This is a genomic window from Streptomyces sp. NPDC058470, from assembly GCF_042721055.1.
GTDB lineage: Bacteria > Actinomycetota > Actinomycetes > Streptomycetales > Streptomycetaceae > Streptomyces.
On the sequence record NZ_JBHXMF010000006.1, the window covers coordinates 111,213 to 128,039 of the forward strand.

Sequence of the window (16,827 nt, forward strand, 5' to 3'; positions counted from 1 at the left end):
AGACACGTTGGCTCTCCCTGAAGGCAGCACGGGCCTTTCCAATCCTCGGCGGCGCATCGGATGTACCGCCAACCGTGCCGCTGGAGGGCAGTCCTATGCGTACTACTCAGATATTTCTCCGCTCCGGCCTGACCGTGGCCGCCGCCGCTGCGCTTCCGCTCACCCTGGCCGCTTCGTCGGCCGTCGCAGTGGGTTCGGGGATCTCGGTGAGCACCAGCGGTTCCACGGTTTCGGTCACGACCAGTGCCTGTCCCAGCAAGGGCAGCAGCTTCGGCAACGCCTCGCTGCTCTCCAGTGGACAGGGAAGTTTCGCCCAGGGGAAACAGGTGGCCCTGACCGGGACGAGCACCAGTCAGGCGGCGTCCTGGTCGGCTGTGAGTGCCGGCACCTACACGGTCATCGTGGTCTGCCAGGACGGGACGACGGCGGGCACCCAGTCCATCGTCGCGTCGGCCGCCTCGACACCCAGGGTCTCCGCGACGCCGTCGCTCGGGGTCATGGGCGGTCTCGGCGGAGCCGCCAAGGACTACGGCGCCGTCACCCTGGTGGGCGGCGCGGCGTTGGTGGCCACGGGCACGATCGCGGGGGCCTGGTTCCTGCGCCGCCGGGCCAAGCCGCACCGGCTCTGATCCGGGGTTCGTCACCACGGCGGCCGTCCACCCGACTCCGGTCGGCGGGGCGGCCGCCTACTCGTGCGCGGGCAACTGCTCGAACTCCTCCAGTGCGTGGGTCAGCCACTGCGTCCAGAAGGTCTCCAGGTCGATTCCGGCGCGCAGGACGAGGTGCCGCAGGCGGTCCTGCGGGGTGTCCTTGCCGGGCGGGAAATCGCGCGTCTCGATCTCCTCGTACTCGGCCAACTGCCGTTCGTGGAGGCCGAGATGGCGGCGCAGATCGGCCTCGATGCCCGCGGTGCCGACGACGGCCGAGGCGCGCAGCCGCAGCAGCATCGCGTCGCGCAGGGGCTTCGGCTCCTGGGACGCGGCCGTCCAGCGGGTGAGTTCGTCGTGGCCCGCGGGCAGTACCTCGTAGCTCTTCTTCTGTCCCCGGGCCGGCTGCTCGGACGGCAGCGCCCGGATGTGACCCTCGGCCTCCAGTTTTCCCAGCTCGCGATAGATCTGCTGATGCGTCGCCGACCAGAAGTAGCCGATCGACTTGTCGAACCGCCGGGTCAGTTCGAGGCCCGACGACGGCCTCTCTAGCAGGGCCGTGAGGATCGCATGCGGGAGTGACATGGGGTCATCCTAGGGACGGGTCGCAGGCCCCTACAGGGCCGCCGCCAGCTCCGTGCCCTGCTTGATGGCACGCTTGGCGTCCAGTTCTGCGGCCACGTCGGCGCCGCCGATGAGGTGCACGTTCCCGCCCGCGGCGAGCAGTTCCTCGTACAGGTCGCGGCGCGGGTCCTGTCCGGTGCAGAGCACGATCGTGTCGACGTCCAGGACCTGGCTGTGCCCGTCGACGGTCACGTGCAGTCCGGCGTCGTCGATCCGGTCGTACTGGACTCCCGGGACCATGGTGACGCCACGGTGCTTGAGTTCGGCGCGGTGGATCCAGCCGGTGGTCTTGCCGAGTCCGGCGCCGACCTTGGAGGCCTTGCGCTGGAGGAGGTGGACGGTGCGCGGCGGGGCGGGCCGCTCGGGGGCGCCGAGGCCGCCGGGGAGCCGGTAGTCCATGTCGACGCCCCAGTTCCGGAAGTACGCCGCCGGGTCCTCACTCGCCTTGTCGCCGCTGTCGGTCAGGTACTCGGCGACGTCGAAGCCGATGCCGCCGGCGCCGAGGATCGCGACACGGTCGCCGACGGGGGCGCCGTCGCGGAGCACGTCCAAGTAGCCGACGACGCTGGGGTGGTCGACGCCGGGGATCTCGGGGGTGCGTGGGCCGACGCCGGTCGCGACCACGACCTCGTCGTAGCCGGAGACGTCCTCGGCGGTGACCCGGGTGTTCAACCGCACGTCCACGCCGTGCAGTTCGAGCTGGGTACGGAAGTAGCGGATCGTCTCGTCGAACTCCTGCTTGCCGGGGACCTTGCGGGCCACGTTGAGCTGTCCGCCGATCTCCTGCGCGGCGTCGAACAGTGTGACGTCGTGGCCGCGCTCGGCGGCGGAGACCGCGCAGGCGAGTCCGGCGGGACCCGCGCCGACCACGGCAACCCGCTTGCGCAGCTTGGTCGGTGAAAGGACGAGTTCCGTCTCGTGGCAGGCACGCGGGTTGACCAGGCAGGAGGTGATTTTCCCACTGAAGGTGTGGTCCAGGCAGGCCTGGTTGCAGCCGATGCAGGTGTTGATGGCCTCGGGCCGGCCCGCCCGCGCCTTCGCGACGAAGTCGGGGTCGGCGAGCATCGGTCGGGCCAGCGACACCATGTCGGCGTGGCCGTCGGCGAGCAACTGCTCAGCGAGCTCAGGGGTGTTGATGCGGTTGGTGGTGACAAGGGGGATCGAGACGGCGCCCATGACCTTCTTGGTCACCCAGGTGTACGCGCCGCGCGGCACCGAGGTCGCGATGGTGGGGATGCGGGCCTCGTGCCAGCCGATGCCGGTGTTGATGATCGTCGCTCCGGCGGCCTCGACGGCCCGGGCGAGCGTGATCACCTCCGCCAGGGATGAGCCGCCCGTCACCAGGTCCAGCATCGACAGCCGGTAGATGATGATGAAGTCCTCGCCGACCGCCTCACGCACCCGCCGGACGATCTCCAGGGGAAAGCGCGTGCGGTTCTCGTACGAGCCGCCCCAGCGGTCCTCGCGTTTGTTGGTCCGGGCGGCGATGAACTCGTTGATCAGGTAGCCCTCGGAGCCCATGATCTCGACGCCGTCATAGCCGGCCTGCCGCGCCAGCCGGGCGGCCCGGACGTAGTCGTCGATAGTCTGCTCGACCTCGGCGTCGGTGAGCGCGCGGGGGACGAAGGGGCTGATCGGCGCCTGGAGTGCGCTCGGCGCGACCAGGTCCTGGTGATAGGCGTACCGCCCGAAGTGCAGGATCTGCAGGGCGATCCTGCCGCCCTCACGGTGTACCGCCGCGGTGATCTCCGCGTGCTGCCCGGCCTCCGCCTCCGTGGTCAGTTTGGCGCCGCCCTCGTACGGCCGTCCCGCCTCATTGGGTGCGATGCCGCCGGTGACGATGAGGCCGACACCGCCGCGGGCCCGGGTGGCGTAGAACTCCGCCATCCGCTCGAAGCCCCGCTCGGCCTCCTCCAGGCCCACGTGCATGGAGCCCATGAGCACACGGTTGGGCAGCGTGGTGAAGCCCAGGTCGAGCGGGGTCAGCAGGTGCGGGTAACGGCTCATCGGGCAGCCCTCCGTGCGCGGTGTCGTGTCTCTGTTGTAGACGACGGGGCGCACCTTGTGCAACTAGTTGCATAATGCCGTAGCTCACTTCTCGCAGGCGCCAGATGCCGGAGGAGCCGAAGGGCGTGACTACGCCCTGGTGCCGATCACGACGTTGGCGTACAGCTCGTCGGAGACGGCCAGTCGGCCGGTCAGGCCGCCGCGGGTGAAGGCCTCGACGGCCCGGGGCGCCTGGCGTTCGCTCGTCTCGATGAGGAGGCAGCCGCCGGGGGCCAGCCATCGGGGGGCCTCGGCGGCAACGCGGCGCAGGACGTCGAGTCCGTCGGAGCCGCCGTCGAGAGCGACGAGGGGTTCGTGCTCGCGGGCCTCCGCGGGCAGCAGGCCGACCTCGTCGGTGGGGACGTACGGCACGTTGGCGGCCAGGATGTCGATGCGGCCGCACAGGGAGTCGGGCAGCGCCGCGAAGAGGTCGCCCTCGTGGACGTGTCCGTCGAAGGGCGCGACGTTGCGGCGGGCGCAGCGCACGGCGGCCGCGTCGATGTCGGCGGCGTGCAGTTCGGGCCCGCCGAGGGAGGCGGCCAGGGCGGCGCCCACCGCGCCGGAGCCGCAGCACAGGTCCACGACGAGGGACGCGTCGCGTGCGTGGGCGACCGCCTGGTCGACGAGGAACTCGGTGCGGCGGCGGGGCACGAAGACGCCTGGTTCCACGGCGATGCGCAGACCATGGAACCAGGCCCAGCCAAGGACGTGTTCAAGGGGAAGTCCGGCGACGCGCCGGTCCACCATGGTGGCGATGTCGTCCGGATTACTGGCGGTGGAGAGGATCAACTCCGCCTCGTCCTCGGCGAAGACACAGCCGGCGGAGCGGAGTACGGCGACAACGGAATCGAAAACAGGGGGCATGAAAGCCGAGAGCCTTTCGGTGAGCCGAAGGGCGCTCTCGCGGCGGCCGCCTACGGGCGGTGAGCCGCGTTGCCTTGAGATGAGAGCACCCGACCTGACCTGGCGGTAATGGGGCTCACCTCCTGGGCAACTCCTTGGCTGGGGCGATCCACAGCCGACGCGGCACACAGTAACAGGGTCGGTCGAACGGCGACCGGCTCCTCCGCTTTTCCTCGGCAGGGCGCTCCCACCGGTCAGGTTGTACTGTGCAACCAGTAGTGCGAGGGAGGTTTCCATGAAGCCGGCCGAAGAGCCCGACGAGAGTGTCACCGCCGCCGACGCGGCCGTCGAGACCATCCAGCGCGAGATGACCGCCTTCGCCCGGCGAGCCAGGGCGACGGCCGGCCGTATGCACCCCGAACTGTCGTTGGTCTCGTACACCCTGCTCGGCCATCTGGAGGAGCGTGGCGGCTGTAGTGCCACCGACCTCGCGGCGCACTACGCGCTGGACAAGTCCACGGTGAGCCGGCAGGTGGCCGCGCTGGAGCGGTCCGGGCTCATCGGGCGGCGGCTCGACCCGGAGGACCACCGCGTACAGGTGCTGCATCTGACGGACAGGGGCACGGACATCCTCGCCCAGGTGACCGCGAGCCGCCGGGTCGCGTTCCGTGAGCGGCTCGCGGGCTGGCCCGAGGAGGATCTCGCGCGTTTCGCCTCGTATCTGCTGCGGTACAACGCGGCGGCGACGGACGAGCCGGTCAGCGACTCGTCCACGCACGCGTAGTCGGGCCTCGGCGTGCTCCGGCACGAGCGCCTGATCAGGCCTCGGCGTGCTCCGGCACGCGTGCCGCCGAGAAGAGGGTGCTGCGCCGGAGCCGGAAGCCCAGGGACTCGTAGAGGCGGATGGCGTTGGTGTTGCTCGCGGCGGTGTGCAGGAACGGGGTCTCACCGCGTTCGCGGATGCCGTGCGCGACGGCCAGGATCAGCCGGGTGGCCAGGCCCTCGCCGCGGAAGTCCGGGTCGGTGCAGACCGCGCTGATCTCGGTCCAGCCCGGCGGGTGCAGCCGCTCCCCCGCCATGGCTATCAGGGCGCCGTTCCGGCGTATCCCGAGGTAGGTGCCGAGCTCGACGGTGCGCGGCAGGAAGGGGCCGGGCCGGGTCCGCTCCACCAGGCCCAGCATCTCGGGTACGTCGGCGGGGCCGAGCCGTACCGCTTCGGGATCCGGCGCCGCGGCGATCCCGTCGTCCACCAGCTGCACGCCCTCCAGGCTGAAGGTCACCTCCCAGCCGTCCGGGGTCTGCCCGGTGTAGCCGGCCAGCGGTGCGTCGCCGCCCGGGCCGACCAGGGCGGCGAGGTCCGCCCAGTCCTCGGCGCCCGGGTCGTCGGGGAGGGCCAGCCACGGCGATACGTCCACGGGGTAACGCAGGACGCGGCCGCGGCGTTCGGCGAAGTGGGCGTGCGGGCCGGTCAGCGCGCCGAGCGCCGGATTGTCCAGGGGGTGCGCGCTCATGCGCCGACCTCGATGACGATCTTGCCGCGTGCGTGGCCTTCCTCGACCGTGCGCAGCGCCTCGCCGGCGCGGTCGAGCGGGAAGGTCTGCGTGACGAAGGGCTTCAGCTTGCCTTCGACCACGAGCTTCGCCACCTCGTCGAGTACGGCGGCGTTGCGGGCCCGTTCGACGGGCGCGCCTCCGAGCCGTGCGGCGGTCTGCCGGTCGGCGCCGGTGATCAGCTTCGAGGGGTCGGTCAGCAGCGTCGCCGCAGCTTCCTGGACCTCGTCCCCGACCAGGTCGAAGACGCCGTCCACGCCGTCCGGCGCCGCCCCGCGCAGGCGCTCCGCGAGGCCAGGCCCCGAGGGGACGTGCACGGCGCCGAGCGACTCGACGAAGTCCTTCTTGCCGTCGCTCGCTACGCCGACGACCCGCACCCCGAAGGCGCGCGCGATCTGCGTGGCCGCGACACCGACACCGCCGCCCGCACCGGTGATCAGCAGGGTCGCGCCCGCGGGCAGACCCAGCTGGTGGATCCCGTCGTACGCGGTCGCCGCCGCGACGGGCAAAGTCGCGGCGTCCGAGTACGCCAACTCGGTGGGCTTGTGCGCGGTGACAGCCACCGGAAGCAGGGTGTACTCGGCGTATCCGCCGGTCACCGGGTTACCGAAGACCTCGTCCCCCACGGCGAAGCCGGTCACGTCGGCGCCGACCTCCTCGACGACCCCCGCTACCTCGTTGCCGAACACCGCGGGCAGCTCGCGCGCCGCGCCGCCCGCGGGGCCGTAGCCCGTCCGCTGCTTCCAGTCGACGGGGTTGACGCCCGCCGCGCGTACCGCGACGAGTACCTGGCCGGGGCCCGGCGTCGGCCGGTCCAGCTCCACCAGGGCCTCGGCCTCCGGGCCGCCGTACCGCGTGAAGACGTACGCCTTGGGCATGTGCTCCCTCACTCTCCTTCGCTGTCACCGGTTGCCGGGACCACTGTCACCTGCTGTAGCAGCTGGGGCCACCGACGTCGGCAATAGCGGCAAGGAAGATCACGGCACGGCTATTCCCGGACCCCGGCAGAGTTCATGTGTCCGCAACGATCGAGGGCGCTCGGGGCTACACCCGTATGACGGTCACCGGAGACTTCGACGGACGTACGCGCAGGCTCCCCCATAGCTCTTAAGGCACATGGGAGGTTGCCCCATCACCGGACTGCCGCCCGGCCCGTACGACGCGGGCGACAACCGGCCCGTCCTGTCCGCGGCGGCGTACGAGGGCGACGGACCCGACGAACTGACGCTGGACCGTGTGAGGGTGGCGAGGTCTCCGGCTGGTTCCACGCCGTGGCCGAACCCGGCGGCTCGGTGCAGGTGCGAGGCCCGCTGAGCGGCTTTTTCGCCTGACCCGGCGACCGGCCCGCGCTGCACATCGGCGCCGCGGCTCGGTGCCGTACCGCTGATGTCGATGCTGCGAGACCATCACGCGCTCGGTCTGGACGTGCCGCTGCGCCTGCCTCGTCTCGGCGCGCGGCCCCGAGGACCTCATCCACGCGCGGGAGTACGGCGAGGGGACGACGACCGTCTTCACGCGCAGTGCGCCGGACGGTGTGCCGGTAGCCGGTAGCCGGTAGCCGGTAGGACGTATGGCGGCGGCACATGTGGCACCGCTCCTGGCCGAGCAGCCGCCTGGTGGCTGGGAAGCCTATGTGTGCGGCACCACCGCGACCGGACACATCGCGTGCTGGACGAGCGAGCGCACGGCTCGGCCCAGACCCTTGCCCGATCGGCGGCCGGTGACCAGCAGGCCGGCCCGGGCGGAGGCCATCAGCAGATGGTGTCCGGGATGGCCGTAGATCACCTGCTCGGAGACGGTCATCTCCGGGAACTTGTGACGCCACGGCTGCAAAGTGCTGGTCAGCACGTGCCAGGTGCCGTCCGCCCGCTGCGCCGTGGCACCGGACAGTGGCACGACGGCCGCGGGGCCGCGCGGCGGAGGCACGGTCCAGGTGTGCACGACGTGCAGAGGCGCGGAGCGGACGGCGGCCCTGTCGAAGGCGTACCCGATCAGGTCGTCGGCCGGGTGGGTCAGATCGAGGCCGAGGACCACCGGCAGATAGGGAGCCGCGTTCGGCGGTGTGCCGTCGACTGTCGGCATCCGTTCGTCCTCGGGCAGCTCGCCCGCCCGCACGACGACGACCGGGCCTTCGGCGCGGGCCGTGACGGCGAGGGCGACCGAGCCGACCAGGAAACCCGCGAACCCGGTCAGACCGCGTGACCCGAGCACCAGGGTCTCGGCCTCCAGCGCCGCCGCGAGCAGTGCCGGTACGGCGGGTGCGTCGGTGCTCCGCGCGATGATGTCCAACGCGGGGTGGGCGTACGCCAGTCGGATCGCGGCCCGGTCGAGCGCCCTACGGGTGTACCCGGCCGGAACGTCGACGTCCGGGATCCGTACGGACACGTCCGGTCCCGGTGCCGCGTGCAGCAGACGCAGCGGAAGGCGGCGGCGCTGGGCCTCGCGGGCGGCCCAGTCCGCCGCGTCGAGACTCGCCCGCGAACCGTCGATGCCTACCGTGATGGTGCGGGTGCCGGAGTTCATGGCGGGTGCCTTTCAGGTGTCGGGGCGGATGCCTTTCGGGTGTGGGGGGCCTTTCGGGTGTGGAGGGCCTTTCGGGTGTCGGGGCGGATACCTTTCAGGTGTCGCGGCAGGTGGCTCTCAGGTACCGGGGCGGGGCAGCCGGCGGCCGGGCCTTGCCGGTGCTGGGTGGGTTCCACGGCGGGCGCCGATCAGTCGTGCGGGGACGGATTCGCTCGTGAGTCGCGGCGGGGGAAGACCGGGCCTGGCGGCCCCGCCGATGAGCGACGTACGGTGTGATCATCCGCACCCCGATGCCAAAGGTGGACCTTCATGGCCCTGTTCGACCTTCCTCTCGACGAACTCCGCGAGTACCGGAGCGCGTCCGTCGAGCCCGAGGGTTTCGACACCTTTTGGGCCAAAACACTCCAGGAGACCCGCGAACACGACCTCGCCGCCCGCTTCGAGCCGGTCGAGACGCACCTGAAGACGGTCAAGGTGTACGACGTCACGTTCGCCGGGTTCGGCGGCCACCCGGTCAAGGGCTGGCTGACGCTGCCGGCCTGGGCGAACTCACCCCTGCCCGCGGTCGTCGAGTTCGTCGGATACGGCGGCGGACGTGGCCTTCCGCACACGCATCTGCTGTGGGCGTCGGCGGGATTCGCGCACTTCGTCATGGACACGCGCGGTCAGGGCAGTGCCTGGGGCGGCGGCGGGACGCCGGATCCGGTGGGCAGCGCGTCCGCGTACCCCGGATCCATGACCCGGGGTGTCGACGCCCCCGAGAACTACTACTACCGCCGGGTGTTCACGGACGCGGTGCGCGCCGTGGAGGCGGCCCGCTCGCACGACCTGGTCGACGCGGCGCGTACGGCGGCCATCGGCGTCAGTCAGGGCGGCGGCATCACGATCGCGGTGGGCGGGCTGGTCCCCGACCTGGCGGCGATCGCGCCGGACGTGCCGTTCCTGTGCGACTTCCCCCGCGCCATCAAGCTGACGGACCGGAACCCCTACCGGGAGATCGGCAACTACCTCAAGACGTACCGCGGCCGCACCGACGAAGTGCTGCACACACTCTCCTACTTCGACAGCGTGCACTTCGCCGCGCGCGGCCGGGCACCGGCTCTCTTCTCGGTCGCCCTGGAGGACCAGACCTGCCCGCCCTCCACGGTTTTCGCTGCGTTCAACGCGTGGGCGGCACAGGACAAGGCGATCGAGGTGTACGACTTCAACGACCACGAGGGCGGCGAAACCTACCAGGAGGCGGCCAAACTGCGCTGGCTGCCGTCCTACCTCTGAGGTCGTCCTTGCCCGCTCACCCTCGCGGTACGACCGTGGACAGGACGGCGGGCAGCGGGTACCAGTCCGCGGAGACGACGGTGGCGTGCTGCCCGGCCAGCAGGGCGAGCCGGTCGAGGGCCTGCTGCTGAGTGGGATTGGTGCCGTCGATGGCCGGGGCCACGTTCTGGGCGTCGGTCATGACCACGAGGTAGTGGCGGTCGTCGTACCAGGCGGTGTCGATCGTGCCGTTCGCGTACGTGGCCGCGTCGCCGTCGAAGACGACGAGCCAGGGGCGGATCGTGGCGTCGGTGTAGCGGGTGCGGGGGTCGCCGGTGGCCGCGCCGTGCACGGCGGCGAAGGCGGCCGCCTCGCGCAGGCGTCCGGCGGCGGCGAAGTCGCGCAGGTAGGTGGCGTACTCGCGGTCCGTCCACAGCGTGTCGAAGGGGTTGCCCTCCTCGACGGTGCCGGGGATCAGCTCGACGATGAACTTGCCCGCCAGGGCGGAGCGCGCGGGCCAGCCGTCGGCGCGGACGGCCGTGTCCAGGTCGGAGTGGGAACCGACGACGTCGGCGGGGCGGAGCAGGGCGTCGCCGAGCTTCGAGGTGAGCAGGGCGTCCAACTGGGCGGGCCCACGGCCACTGGTGCCCAGGAAGCCGTCCTTCATCTCTATCTTCAGCTGGATGGGCCGGTGTCCGGGGTGCGCGTCGTGCCAGGCCTTGATGTCGGCGAGGCAGCCTGCGAGGTCACTGTTGGTGGCCTTGGTGCGCAGTTCGGAAGCCTTGGCCGCGTTCACGCAGTTGTTGTCGTTGCCGAACGGGTTGTCGTGCGAGACCCGCCAGGAGACGCCGAACACATTGGTCCACACGTCGAGTTCGAGCATTCCGGCGCCGGAGTCGAGGGCGTCGGCGAAGTAGGGGTACTTCGCCTTGTCGTAGGCGTTGTGGACGCCCACGGAGGTGCTGGACGAGTACGACAGGTCCGCGGCCGTCGCCTGGGGGCCGGTGGCAAGGGCCAGCACACTCGCCGTCGCCACCGCGATTCCGATACGTGCCAACACCTTCACATGTCTCCGCATTGTTCCCGTGCCTCCTGCGACTGATCGGTCAACTGGGCAGCACAGTACGGGTGTTGGGTGGCCTGCGGGAGATCACGCGATGACGAATGCGGTCCGGCCGCCGCCAACCCGTCCAACCAGTCGGTACGTTCCCTGCGGTACGGTCGACCCGCCCGGATCCGGCTCCGGGCCTCCCCACGGGCGACGGAGGTCCCATGTCCCAGTACGCGCCGCACGTTCAAGGCCACTGCGACCCGCGCTTCTCGGCGGTGCGCGGCGCGTTCGAGGAGAACTTCCGCGACCGAGGCGAGCTGGGCGCGGCCGTGACGGTCACACTCGACGGCGAGACCGTGGTGGACCTCTGGGGCGGCTGGGCGGACGGGGCGCGCACCCGGGCCTGGGAGCGGGAGACCCTGGTCAACGTGTGGTCGACGTCGAAGGGTCCGACCGCCCTGTGCGCGCACATCCTGGCCGACCGCGGGCTGCTCGACCTCGACGCCCCGGTGGCCGCGTACTGGCCGGAGTTCGCGGCGGCGGGCAAGGAGTCGGTGCTCGTACGACACCTGCTGTCGCACCGCGCCGGGCTGGCCGGGCTGCGCGAGCCGCACTCTCTCGCCCAGCTCCTGGACTGGGAGCTGACCGTCGAACGCCTTGCGGCGCAGGAACCCTGGTGGGAGCCGGGGTCGCGGTCCGGCTATCACCCGATCACGTTCGGCCACCTGGTCGGTGAGGTGGTGCGGCGGGTTTCGGGCTTGCTGCCGGGCGCGTTCCTGGAGCGGGAGGTGACCGGGCCGCTCGGGATCGACTTCACCATCGGGCTGCCGGAGAAGGAGTCGGGGCGGGCAGCCGAGCTGGTGCGTCAGCGGTCCGCTACGACCAGCGAACAGGCGGCGCTCCTCGCGAAGTTGACGCCCGTGGCGCTGGCGGCCCTCAGCAATCCGCTCATCGCCGCCACCGAGGCCAACACTTCCCGGTGGCGGGCCGCCGAGATCCCGGCCGCGAACGGCCATGGCACGGCGCGAGCGATCGCCGCGCTGTACGGGATCCTCGCCGGGCGGGGCTCGTACGGCTCACGGCGGGTGCTCTCACCCGAGGCCGCCGAGCGGGTGCGCGAGGGGCAGGGCAGTTGCCGTGACCTGGTGGTGGGCGCCGGGTTCCAGTACGAGACGGAGATCGGGCTCGGATTGTGGCTGAGCGGACCCAACGGTTCGTTCGGGCCCAACCCGAGGGCTTTCGGACATGACGGCTTCGGTGGCTCCTGCGGACTCGCCGATCCGGAGGCAGGCATCTCCCTGGGGTACGTCATGAACCGCATGGGCCCGCACATCGCCGACGACCCAAGGAAGATGGCGCTTGTGGACGCCCTGTACGGCACGCTGTGAACGCGTCTGGCCAAGCGGAGGCCGCGGACTGAAATCGGCCGAACTGCCCGACCACCCTTCCCTGGTGGTTTAGACCAATGCATAGACTGGTCGCGCAATGAGCCCGCACGGCTACGTTTCGTCACCACGTCTGGGTTGTCACTACACGTTTGTTTTCACACGCAGGAGGGGCGCGGACATGGCCCGCACCGTCCACCCATCCGACCACGAGCCCCGTTATTCGCGGATCGCCGCTCAGCTGCTCGGCGATCTGCGCGACGGGACCATTCCGCCCGGCGAGCGCCTGCCGGGAGAAAGGGAGTTGGCCAATCGGTTCGGCGTGAGCCGCGAGACCGTACGCCAGGCGCTGAACATGTTGCGGCGCGGCGGTCTGGTCTCCACCGACCGGCGCGGCAGCCACGCGACACTGCCCGGCAGCACGGCTGAGCACGTCCCGTCACTGGACTTTCCGCTGGGGGCGCACACCCCCGAACCGGGCAGCATCCCGCGGACCACCGTGACCTGGGAGGCTCCGCCACCGGAACACGCGCACGCCCTGGGACTCCCCCCGCGGCTGCCGACGCTGGTGCACCGCTACGAGTCGGCCGCGGCGGACGGGAGCGGTCAGCGTACGGCCGTGACGTCCTTCTCCGCCGTCGCGGTGACCGAGGTGGAGGAGCTGGCCCGCTACCGTGACCGGGCCGACGGCACCGCGTCGGCGCAACTGGGGCGCGCCTACGACTGGATGCGCAAGGCAGGGCTGACCCTGCACCACCGGGACTCGATCACCCAACTCCCCGAGTCGGTGAAGGTCACCCGGCGCGTGCACGATCAGTACCACCGGCCACTGGAGATCACCGACCTTGTCGTGGACGCCCAACAGGACGCACTCGTCTACGAGTTCACCCTGCCGGCGGCTGGGTGAGATCCTCTGGACGGCGGAAGTGCATGCGTACGACTGAGCCCGAGGGACCGAGATCCTCGGCGACGAGGTCGCTCAACCGCCGCACCACCCACATGCCGTGAGCGCACGGCGTTGACCACCGCCTCGTCGTACGTCCGCTGCTCGGGCAGTCCCGAGCGGCGGGCGTAGGCGGCGAGGGCCACGCGCACGGCAGCCGGCCTGCCCCGCCCGAAGGGGATGCCGCCGGCGCCGTCGGTATGGCGCACGGCCGGGCGGCCGGTGTCGCACGCGGCGTAGAAGTCGGCCGGGTCGGTGCAGTGACTCGTAGCGCGCCCGCTTCCGTGTCTCGAACCCCGGGCGACCGTGCCTATGCGCGGGTGCGCCCGACCAGTCAGGCCAGGGTCGCGCGGGCGCCTTCGAGAAGCTGCTCGATGATCCACTACTCCTGGGCCGCGTTCGGCGTTGCGGGACGCGTTGCACACTCCGGGGATCCTGGAGACTATGACATAAGCGCATAATTGTACGAGGTGAAGGTCGATGCCGAGAACCCGGGCCACGGACGCGTGCCGGCCATCGACCACGGAGGGCGGGAGGTCGTGGTCACGGCGCCGGAGGTGATCCGCCCGCTTCGCCTGGCGCGAACCGACGTTCGTCGGTCACCTCGACGAACTCTCGAAAGGGAAGCCTTATGGGCACGTTCACCACCTCTGACGGGACCGACCTCTACTACAAGGACTGGGGCACCGGTCAGCCCGTCGTCTTCAGTCACGGCTGGCCGCTCAATGCCGACGCCTGGGACGGGCAGTTGAAGCTGGTCGCCGACAACGGCTTCCGCGCCGTGGCGCACGACCGCCGCGGCCACGGTCGCTCCGCGCAGCCGTGGCAGGGCAACCACATGGACCAGTACGCCGACGACCTGGCCGAACTCATCGAGTCGCTCAATCTCAACGACGCGATCCTGGTGGGGCATTCGACCGGCGGCGGCGAGGTGGCCCGGTACATCAGCCGGCACGGCTCCGCGCGGGTCGCCAAGGCGGTGTTGGTGGGAGCGGTTCCACCGCTGATGCTGAAGACGGACACCAATCCGGAGGGCACGCCCATCGAGGCGTTCGACGAGATCCGTGCCGGGGTCGCGGCGGACCGTTCGCAGTTCTTCCAGGAGCTGAGTTCACCGTTCTACGGCGCCAATCGCGAGGGCTCCACGGTCTCGCAGGGCAAGCGTGACGAGTTCTGGCTCCAGGGCATGCAGGCCGGGCTGAAGGCGGCGTACGACTGTGTCGAGCAGTTCTCGGAGACCGACTTCACCGAGGACCTGGCCCGGATCGATGTGCCGACGCTCGTCGTGCACGCCGACGACGACCAGATCGTGCCGATCGCGGCGGCGTCCCTCAAGACGGCCCAGCTCGTCAAGGACGCGACGCTGAAGGTCTATCCGGGCGGCTCCCACGGCATTGTGGGCGCGTACGAGCAGGCCTTCAACGGCTACCTTCTCGACTTCGTCCGTGGCTGACCTGACGACGCGGAGCGGGACGGCGGACTGACGGTCCTCGGCGGGCGTGGTGCCCGATCGGCCTGCCCCTGCGACCCAGGGCCGGGGGACAGGGCGGTTTGTCGTCAGTGCTGCCCGGCCGGGCGTGGTGCGGGGGCGCGCCGGGCCCATCCGGAGAGCCCGAGCGACAGCGCGGTGCCGACCACCAGCACCCCCACCACGACCCACGCCGCATAGCCGATCGCGTTACTGAAGGCGACCCGTGGGTCGCTGACCTGGGTGGCGTGGTCGTCGAAGCGCGAGGTCATCAGCGTGCCGAGGATGCTGGTGCCCAGGACGGCGCCGATCTGCCGGGCGGCGTTCACCGTGCCGCCCGCCTCGCCCTCGCGGCCGCGCGGGACGTGGCTGACGGCGAGTGCGGTGGACGGCGCGTTGACGAGACCGCAGCCGAGGCCGAAGAGGACGAGGGCCGCGGCGTATCCGCTGAAGGTCGTGCCGGCGTCCACGCGCGCGAAGAGCGTGGCTCCGACGGCCGCGATCAGCATCCCCACAGTGATCAGCGTGCGCGGTCCGAGACGGCGCAGGAGCAGTCCCGCGAGCACCGAGGCGGCGATGAACGTGCCGAATTCCGCGAGGAGTTGGGTGCCCACCTGGAGCGCGCTCAGCCCCCGGACCCGTTGCAGCCACAGCACCTCAAGGACGGCGAGGCCGACGAAGGCGAACATGACGGTCGCGGCGAGCAGCAGCGAGCCGGCATAGGAGGGGTCGCGCAGCAGGCGCAGGTCGATCATCGGGGCGGTGCGGCGCAGTTCGACCGTCGCGAAGGCGGCGAGGAGCACGACCGCCCCGGCAGCGGCCATGAGCGCCCGACCCGAGCCGTAGCCGTGATGGCCGCCGTCGATCAGCCAGAAGACCATCAGGGCGAGCCCGCCCATGGACGTCAACTGTCCTGTCCAGTCGAACCGTTGGGCAGAGTTCCGGGACTCCGGCACAGAGCGGAGTGCGACCGCCGCCCCGAGCGCGGCGACGACGAGGTTGAGCCAGAACGCGGTGTGCCAGCTCCACCAGCGCAGGGCGAGCCCCGCGGTGACGGGGCCGATGGCGAGGCCGAGCCCGGAGGTGGCCGCCCAGGCGGCTATTGCTCCGGCGCGGCGCCGGGGGTCGGGCACGGCGTGCGTGATGAGCGCGAGGGAACTGGGGGTGATCAGTGCGCCGCCGAGCCCTGCGACCGCCTGCCCGACGAGAACGACGGCCAGGCTCCCGGCGAAGACCAGGATCACTCCGCCCACCGCCATCGCTGCGGCCCCGGCGAGGAAGACGCGCCGTCGCCCCCATCGGTCGGCGAGCGCACCCGCGCCCAGCACGCAGGACGCGACCACCAGCGTATACATGCTGGCCACCCACACGAGGTCCGCCGAGGCGATGTGGAGGTCGTCCTGTACGGCGCTGAGGGTGCCGATGGTCTGGGTGGTCTGAAGGAAGACGGTGAACAGGCCCAGGCAGGCGGCGACCAGGACCGGCAAGGGGCGGCTGCCGTGCGTGACGTGGGCACCGGTCTTCTCGCGGAGATCAGTTGCCATGGTTCAACCCACCCGACACCGCGGTCCGGCCGTCGCCGGGCTCCTGGTCCTGCGTGCTCCGGACCACGCGCGCCTGCCTGGCCACGGCCAGCAGCCGGCCGTCCACCGACCACACCGTACTGTCGTCGATGGCCCAGCCGCTGCCGGCCTGCTCGGTACGGATCCGGACCAGGGCCCAGCCCTCCGGAGCGCCCGCATCCAGTGCGTCGGTGAAATGAACGGTCAGCTCCGCGGTCGGCACGGGGCGCGGGGTGCGCCATCGCGCGTAGAGGGCGGGCGGCAGGACGTCGGTGAGGGTCACGACCGCGCCCGCGTCCAGGGGCCGGCCGTCGGCGAACCGCACCCACGCGAGGAGTTCGGCCTTCTCGCCCCCGGCGAGCGGTAGGTCCTCGGTGGCGGGGCGCAGCTCCACCTGTTCGGCGAAGGGCGCCAGCCCGGCGGGCAGGTCGAGGGGCGGGCAGTCCGCCGGACTCGGCACTTCGGGGGCGGTTTTTCCCTCGTACGAGGGTCCCGGGCGGGCCTGGCCGAACAGCGCCGAGCCGGCGAGCACCGGCTTCCCGTCCTGGTGGCCGGTGAACGCGCAGGTCGCGGCGCGGCGCCCGGCCGACGGGACAGCCACGGAGAGAGCGATCGGGCGTGCGTCGACCGGGGCCAGAAAGTGGGTGGTCAGGGCACGCGCGGGGCGTATCCCTACGGCGGCTGCGCGATCGCGTACGGCGGCGAGCACGGTGGCCGCCACGTGTCCACCGTGTGCGCCCTCCCAGGACCACCACAGGGGGTCTATAGAGGTCACGGCGTCATACGTGTCGTGCGTGCCGTTCGTAGCGTTCGTGGCGTTCGTGGCGTGTGTGCTGTCGGGTGGTGCGGCCCTCATCGCGGTTCCTCGCACAGTCGGTTCTGGAGTGAGCCTTGAGACGGGGTCTCGAGCTGCTTGGTTTGGAAAGCAGAC

15 protein-coding genes and 1 pseudogene are annotated in these 16,827 nt (G+C 71.1%); 7 read left to right on the top strand and 9 right to left on the bottom strand.

Going from position 1 to position 16,827, the window contains the following annotated elements; genetic code table 11:
* The first annotated feature begins 95 nt into the window (after positions 1-95).
* Entirely contained in the window at positions 96-629 is a 534-nt protein-coding gene (locus ACFWP7_RS06470) for a hypothetical protein (RefSeq protein ID WP_384376926.1), read from the top strand.
* Positions 630-686: 57 nt separating this feature from the next.
* Here ACFWP7_RS06470 and ACFWP7_RS06475 read toward each other — a convergent pair whose 3' ends face one another.
* The 3 genes from ACFWP7_RS06475 to ACFWP7_RS06485 form a co-directional block, all read right to left on the bottom strand.
* Positions 687-1,232 carry a PadR family transcriptional regulator gene (locus ACFWP7_RS06475; protein WP_384376929.1) on the bottom strand — a complete coding sequence of 182 codons (546 nt, stop codon included), beginning with the start codon at positions 1,230-1,232 and terminating at the stop codon, positions 687-689.
* Positions 1,233-1,262: 30 nt separating this feature from the next.
* A complete protein-coding gene (locus tag ACFWP7_RS06480) occupies positions 1,263-3,278 on the bottom strand; it encodes an FAD-dependent oxidoreductase (RefSeq protein WP_384376932.1) in 2,016 nt (671 codons plus the stop codon).
* A 129-nt stretch (positions 3,279-3,407) separates the two neighbouring features.
* A complete protein-coding gene (locus ACFWP7_RS06485) occupies positions 3,408-4,181 on the bottom strand; it encodes a putative protein N(5)-glutamine methyltransferase (protein ID WP_384376935.1) in 774 nt (257 codons plus the stop codon).
* Between the two features lie 274 nt (positions 4,182-4,455).
* On the opposite strand from ACFWP7_RS06485, the gene ACFWP7_RS06490 reads away from it, so the two are divergent.
* Positions 4,456-4,944 (top strand): MarR family winged helix-turn-helix transcriptional regulator, encoded by a 489-nt coding sequence (locus tag ACFWP7_RS06490; protein WP_384376938.1) that lies wholly within the window; start codon positions 4,456-4,458, stop codon positions 4,942-4,944.
* A 34-nt stretch (positions 4,945-4,978) separates the two neighbouring features.
* On the opposite strand, the gene ACFWP7_RS06495 is transcribed toward ACFWP7_RS06490, so the two are convergent.
* Together ACFWP7_RS06495 and ACFWP7_RS06500 are read right to left on the bottom strand one after the other, a co-directional pair.
* Positions 4,979-5,671: a GNAT family N-acetyltransferase gene (locus ACFWP7_RS06495; RefSeq protein WP_384376941.1), complete on the bottom strand. Its 693-nt coding sequence runs from the start codon at positions 5,669-5,671 to the stop codon at positions 4,979-4,981.
* Positions 5,668-6,588, bottom strand: coding sequence for an NADP-dependent oxidoreductase (locus tag ACFWP7_RS06500; protein ID WP_384376944.1), 921 nt, complete (start codon positions 6,586-6,588; stop codon positions 5,668-5,670). Before ACFWP7_RS06500 ends, ACFWP7_RS06495 begins: the two co-directional genes overlap by 4 nt.
* A 331-nt stretch (positions 6,589-6,919) precedes the next feature.
* Between ACFWP7_RS06500 and ACFWP7_RS06505 the strand changes: the two are divergent.
* Positions 6,920-7,361, top strand: a pseudogene (locus ACFWP7_RS06505) (oxidoreductase); the annotation flags it as partial.
* On the opposite strand, the gene ACFWP7_RS06510 reads toward ACFWP7_RS06505, so the two are convergent.
* Positions 7,340-8,233 carry a universal stress protein gene (locus ACFWP7_RS06510; protein WP_384376946.1) on the bottom strand — a complete coding sequence of 298 codons (894 nt, stop codon included), beginning with the start codon at positions 8,231-8,233 and terminating at the stop codon, positions 7,340-7,342. The pseudogene ACFWP7_RS06505 and the gene ACFWP7_RS06510 overlap by 22 nt on opposite strands.
* Positions 8,234-8,542: 309 nt before the next feature.
* Here ACFWP7_RS06510 and ACFWP7_RS06515 point away from each other — a divergent pair, with 309 nt between their 5' ends.
* Complete coding sequence (locus tag ACFWP7_RS06515; protein WP_384376949.1) at positions 8,543-9,508, top strand: acetylxylan esterase; 966 nt, start codon at positions 8,543-8,545, stop codon at positions 9,506-9,508.
* Positions 9,509-9,524: 16 nt separating this feature from the next.
* Here the strand turns inward: ACFWP7_RS06515 and ACFWP7_RS06520 are convergent, their stop codons facing one another.
* A complete protein-coding gene (locus ACFWP7_RS06520) occupies positions 9,525-10,565 on the bottom strand; it encodes a phosphatidylinositol-specific phospholipase C domain-containing protein (protein ID WP_384376952.1) in 1,041 nt (346 codons plus the stop codon).
* 194 nt (positions 10,566-10,759) lie between these two features.
* On the opposite strand from ACFWP7_RS06520, the gene ACFWP7_RS06525 reads away from it, so the two are divergent.
* The 3 genes from ACFWP7_RS06525 to ACFWP7_RS06535 all read left to right on the top strand — a co-directional run bounded on the left by ACFWP7_RS06525 (position 10,760) and on the right by ACFWP7_RS06535 (position 14,319).
* The gene (locus tag ACFWP7_RS06525) at positions 10,760-11,926 is read left to right on the top strand and encodes a serine hydrolase domain-containing protein (RefSeq protein ID WP_384376955.1); all 1,167 of its coding nucleotides are present in this window, start codon (positions 10,760-10,762) and stop codon (positions 11,924-11,926) included.
* 178 nt (positions 11,927-12,104) lie between these two features.
* Positions 12,105-12,830, top strand: coding sequence for a GntR family transcriptional regulator (locus ACFWP7_RS06530; RefSeq protein WP_384376958.1), 726 nt, complete (start codon positions 12,105-12,107; stop codon positions 12,828-12,830).
* 667 nt (positions 12,831-13,497) lie between these two features.
* A complete protein-coding gene (locus ACFWP7_RS06535; protein WP_384376961.1) occupies positions 13,498-14,319 on the top strand; it encodes an alpha/beta fold hydrolase in 822 nt (273 codons plus the stop codon).
* 104 nt (positions 14,320-14,423) lie between these two features.
* On the opposite strand, the gene ACFWP7_RS06540 is transcribed toward ACFWP7_RS06535, so the two are convergent.
* Positions 14,424-15,878 carry an MFS transporter gene (locus ACFWP7_RS06540; protein WP_384376964.1) on the bottom strand — a complete coding sequence of 485 codons (1,455 nt, stop codon included), beginning with the start codon at positions 15,876-15,878 and terminating at the stop codon, positions 14,424-14,426.
* Entirely contained in the window at positions 15,868-16,662 is a 795-nt protein-coding gene (locus tag ACFWP7_RS06545) for an acyl-CoA thioesterase (RefSeq protein ID WP_384377189.1), read from the bottom strand. The genes ACFWP7_RS06540 and ACFWP7_RS06545 overlap by 11 nt, the downstream gene beginning before the upstream one ends.
* Between the last annotated feature and the right edge of the window lie 165 nt (positions 16,663-16,827).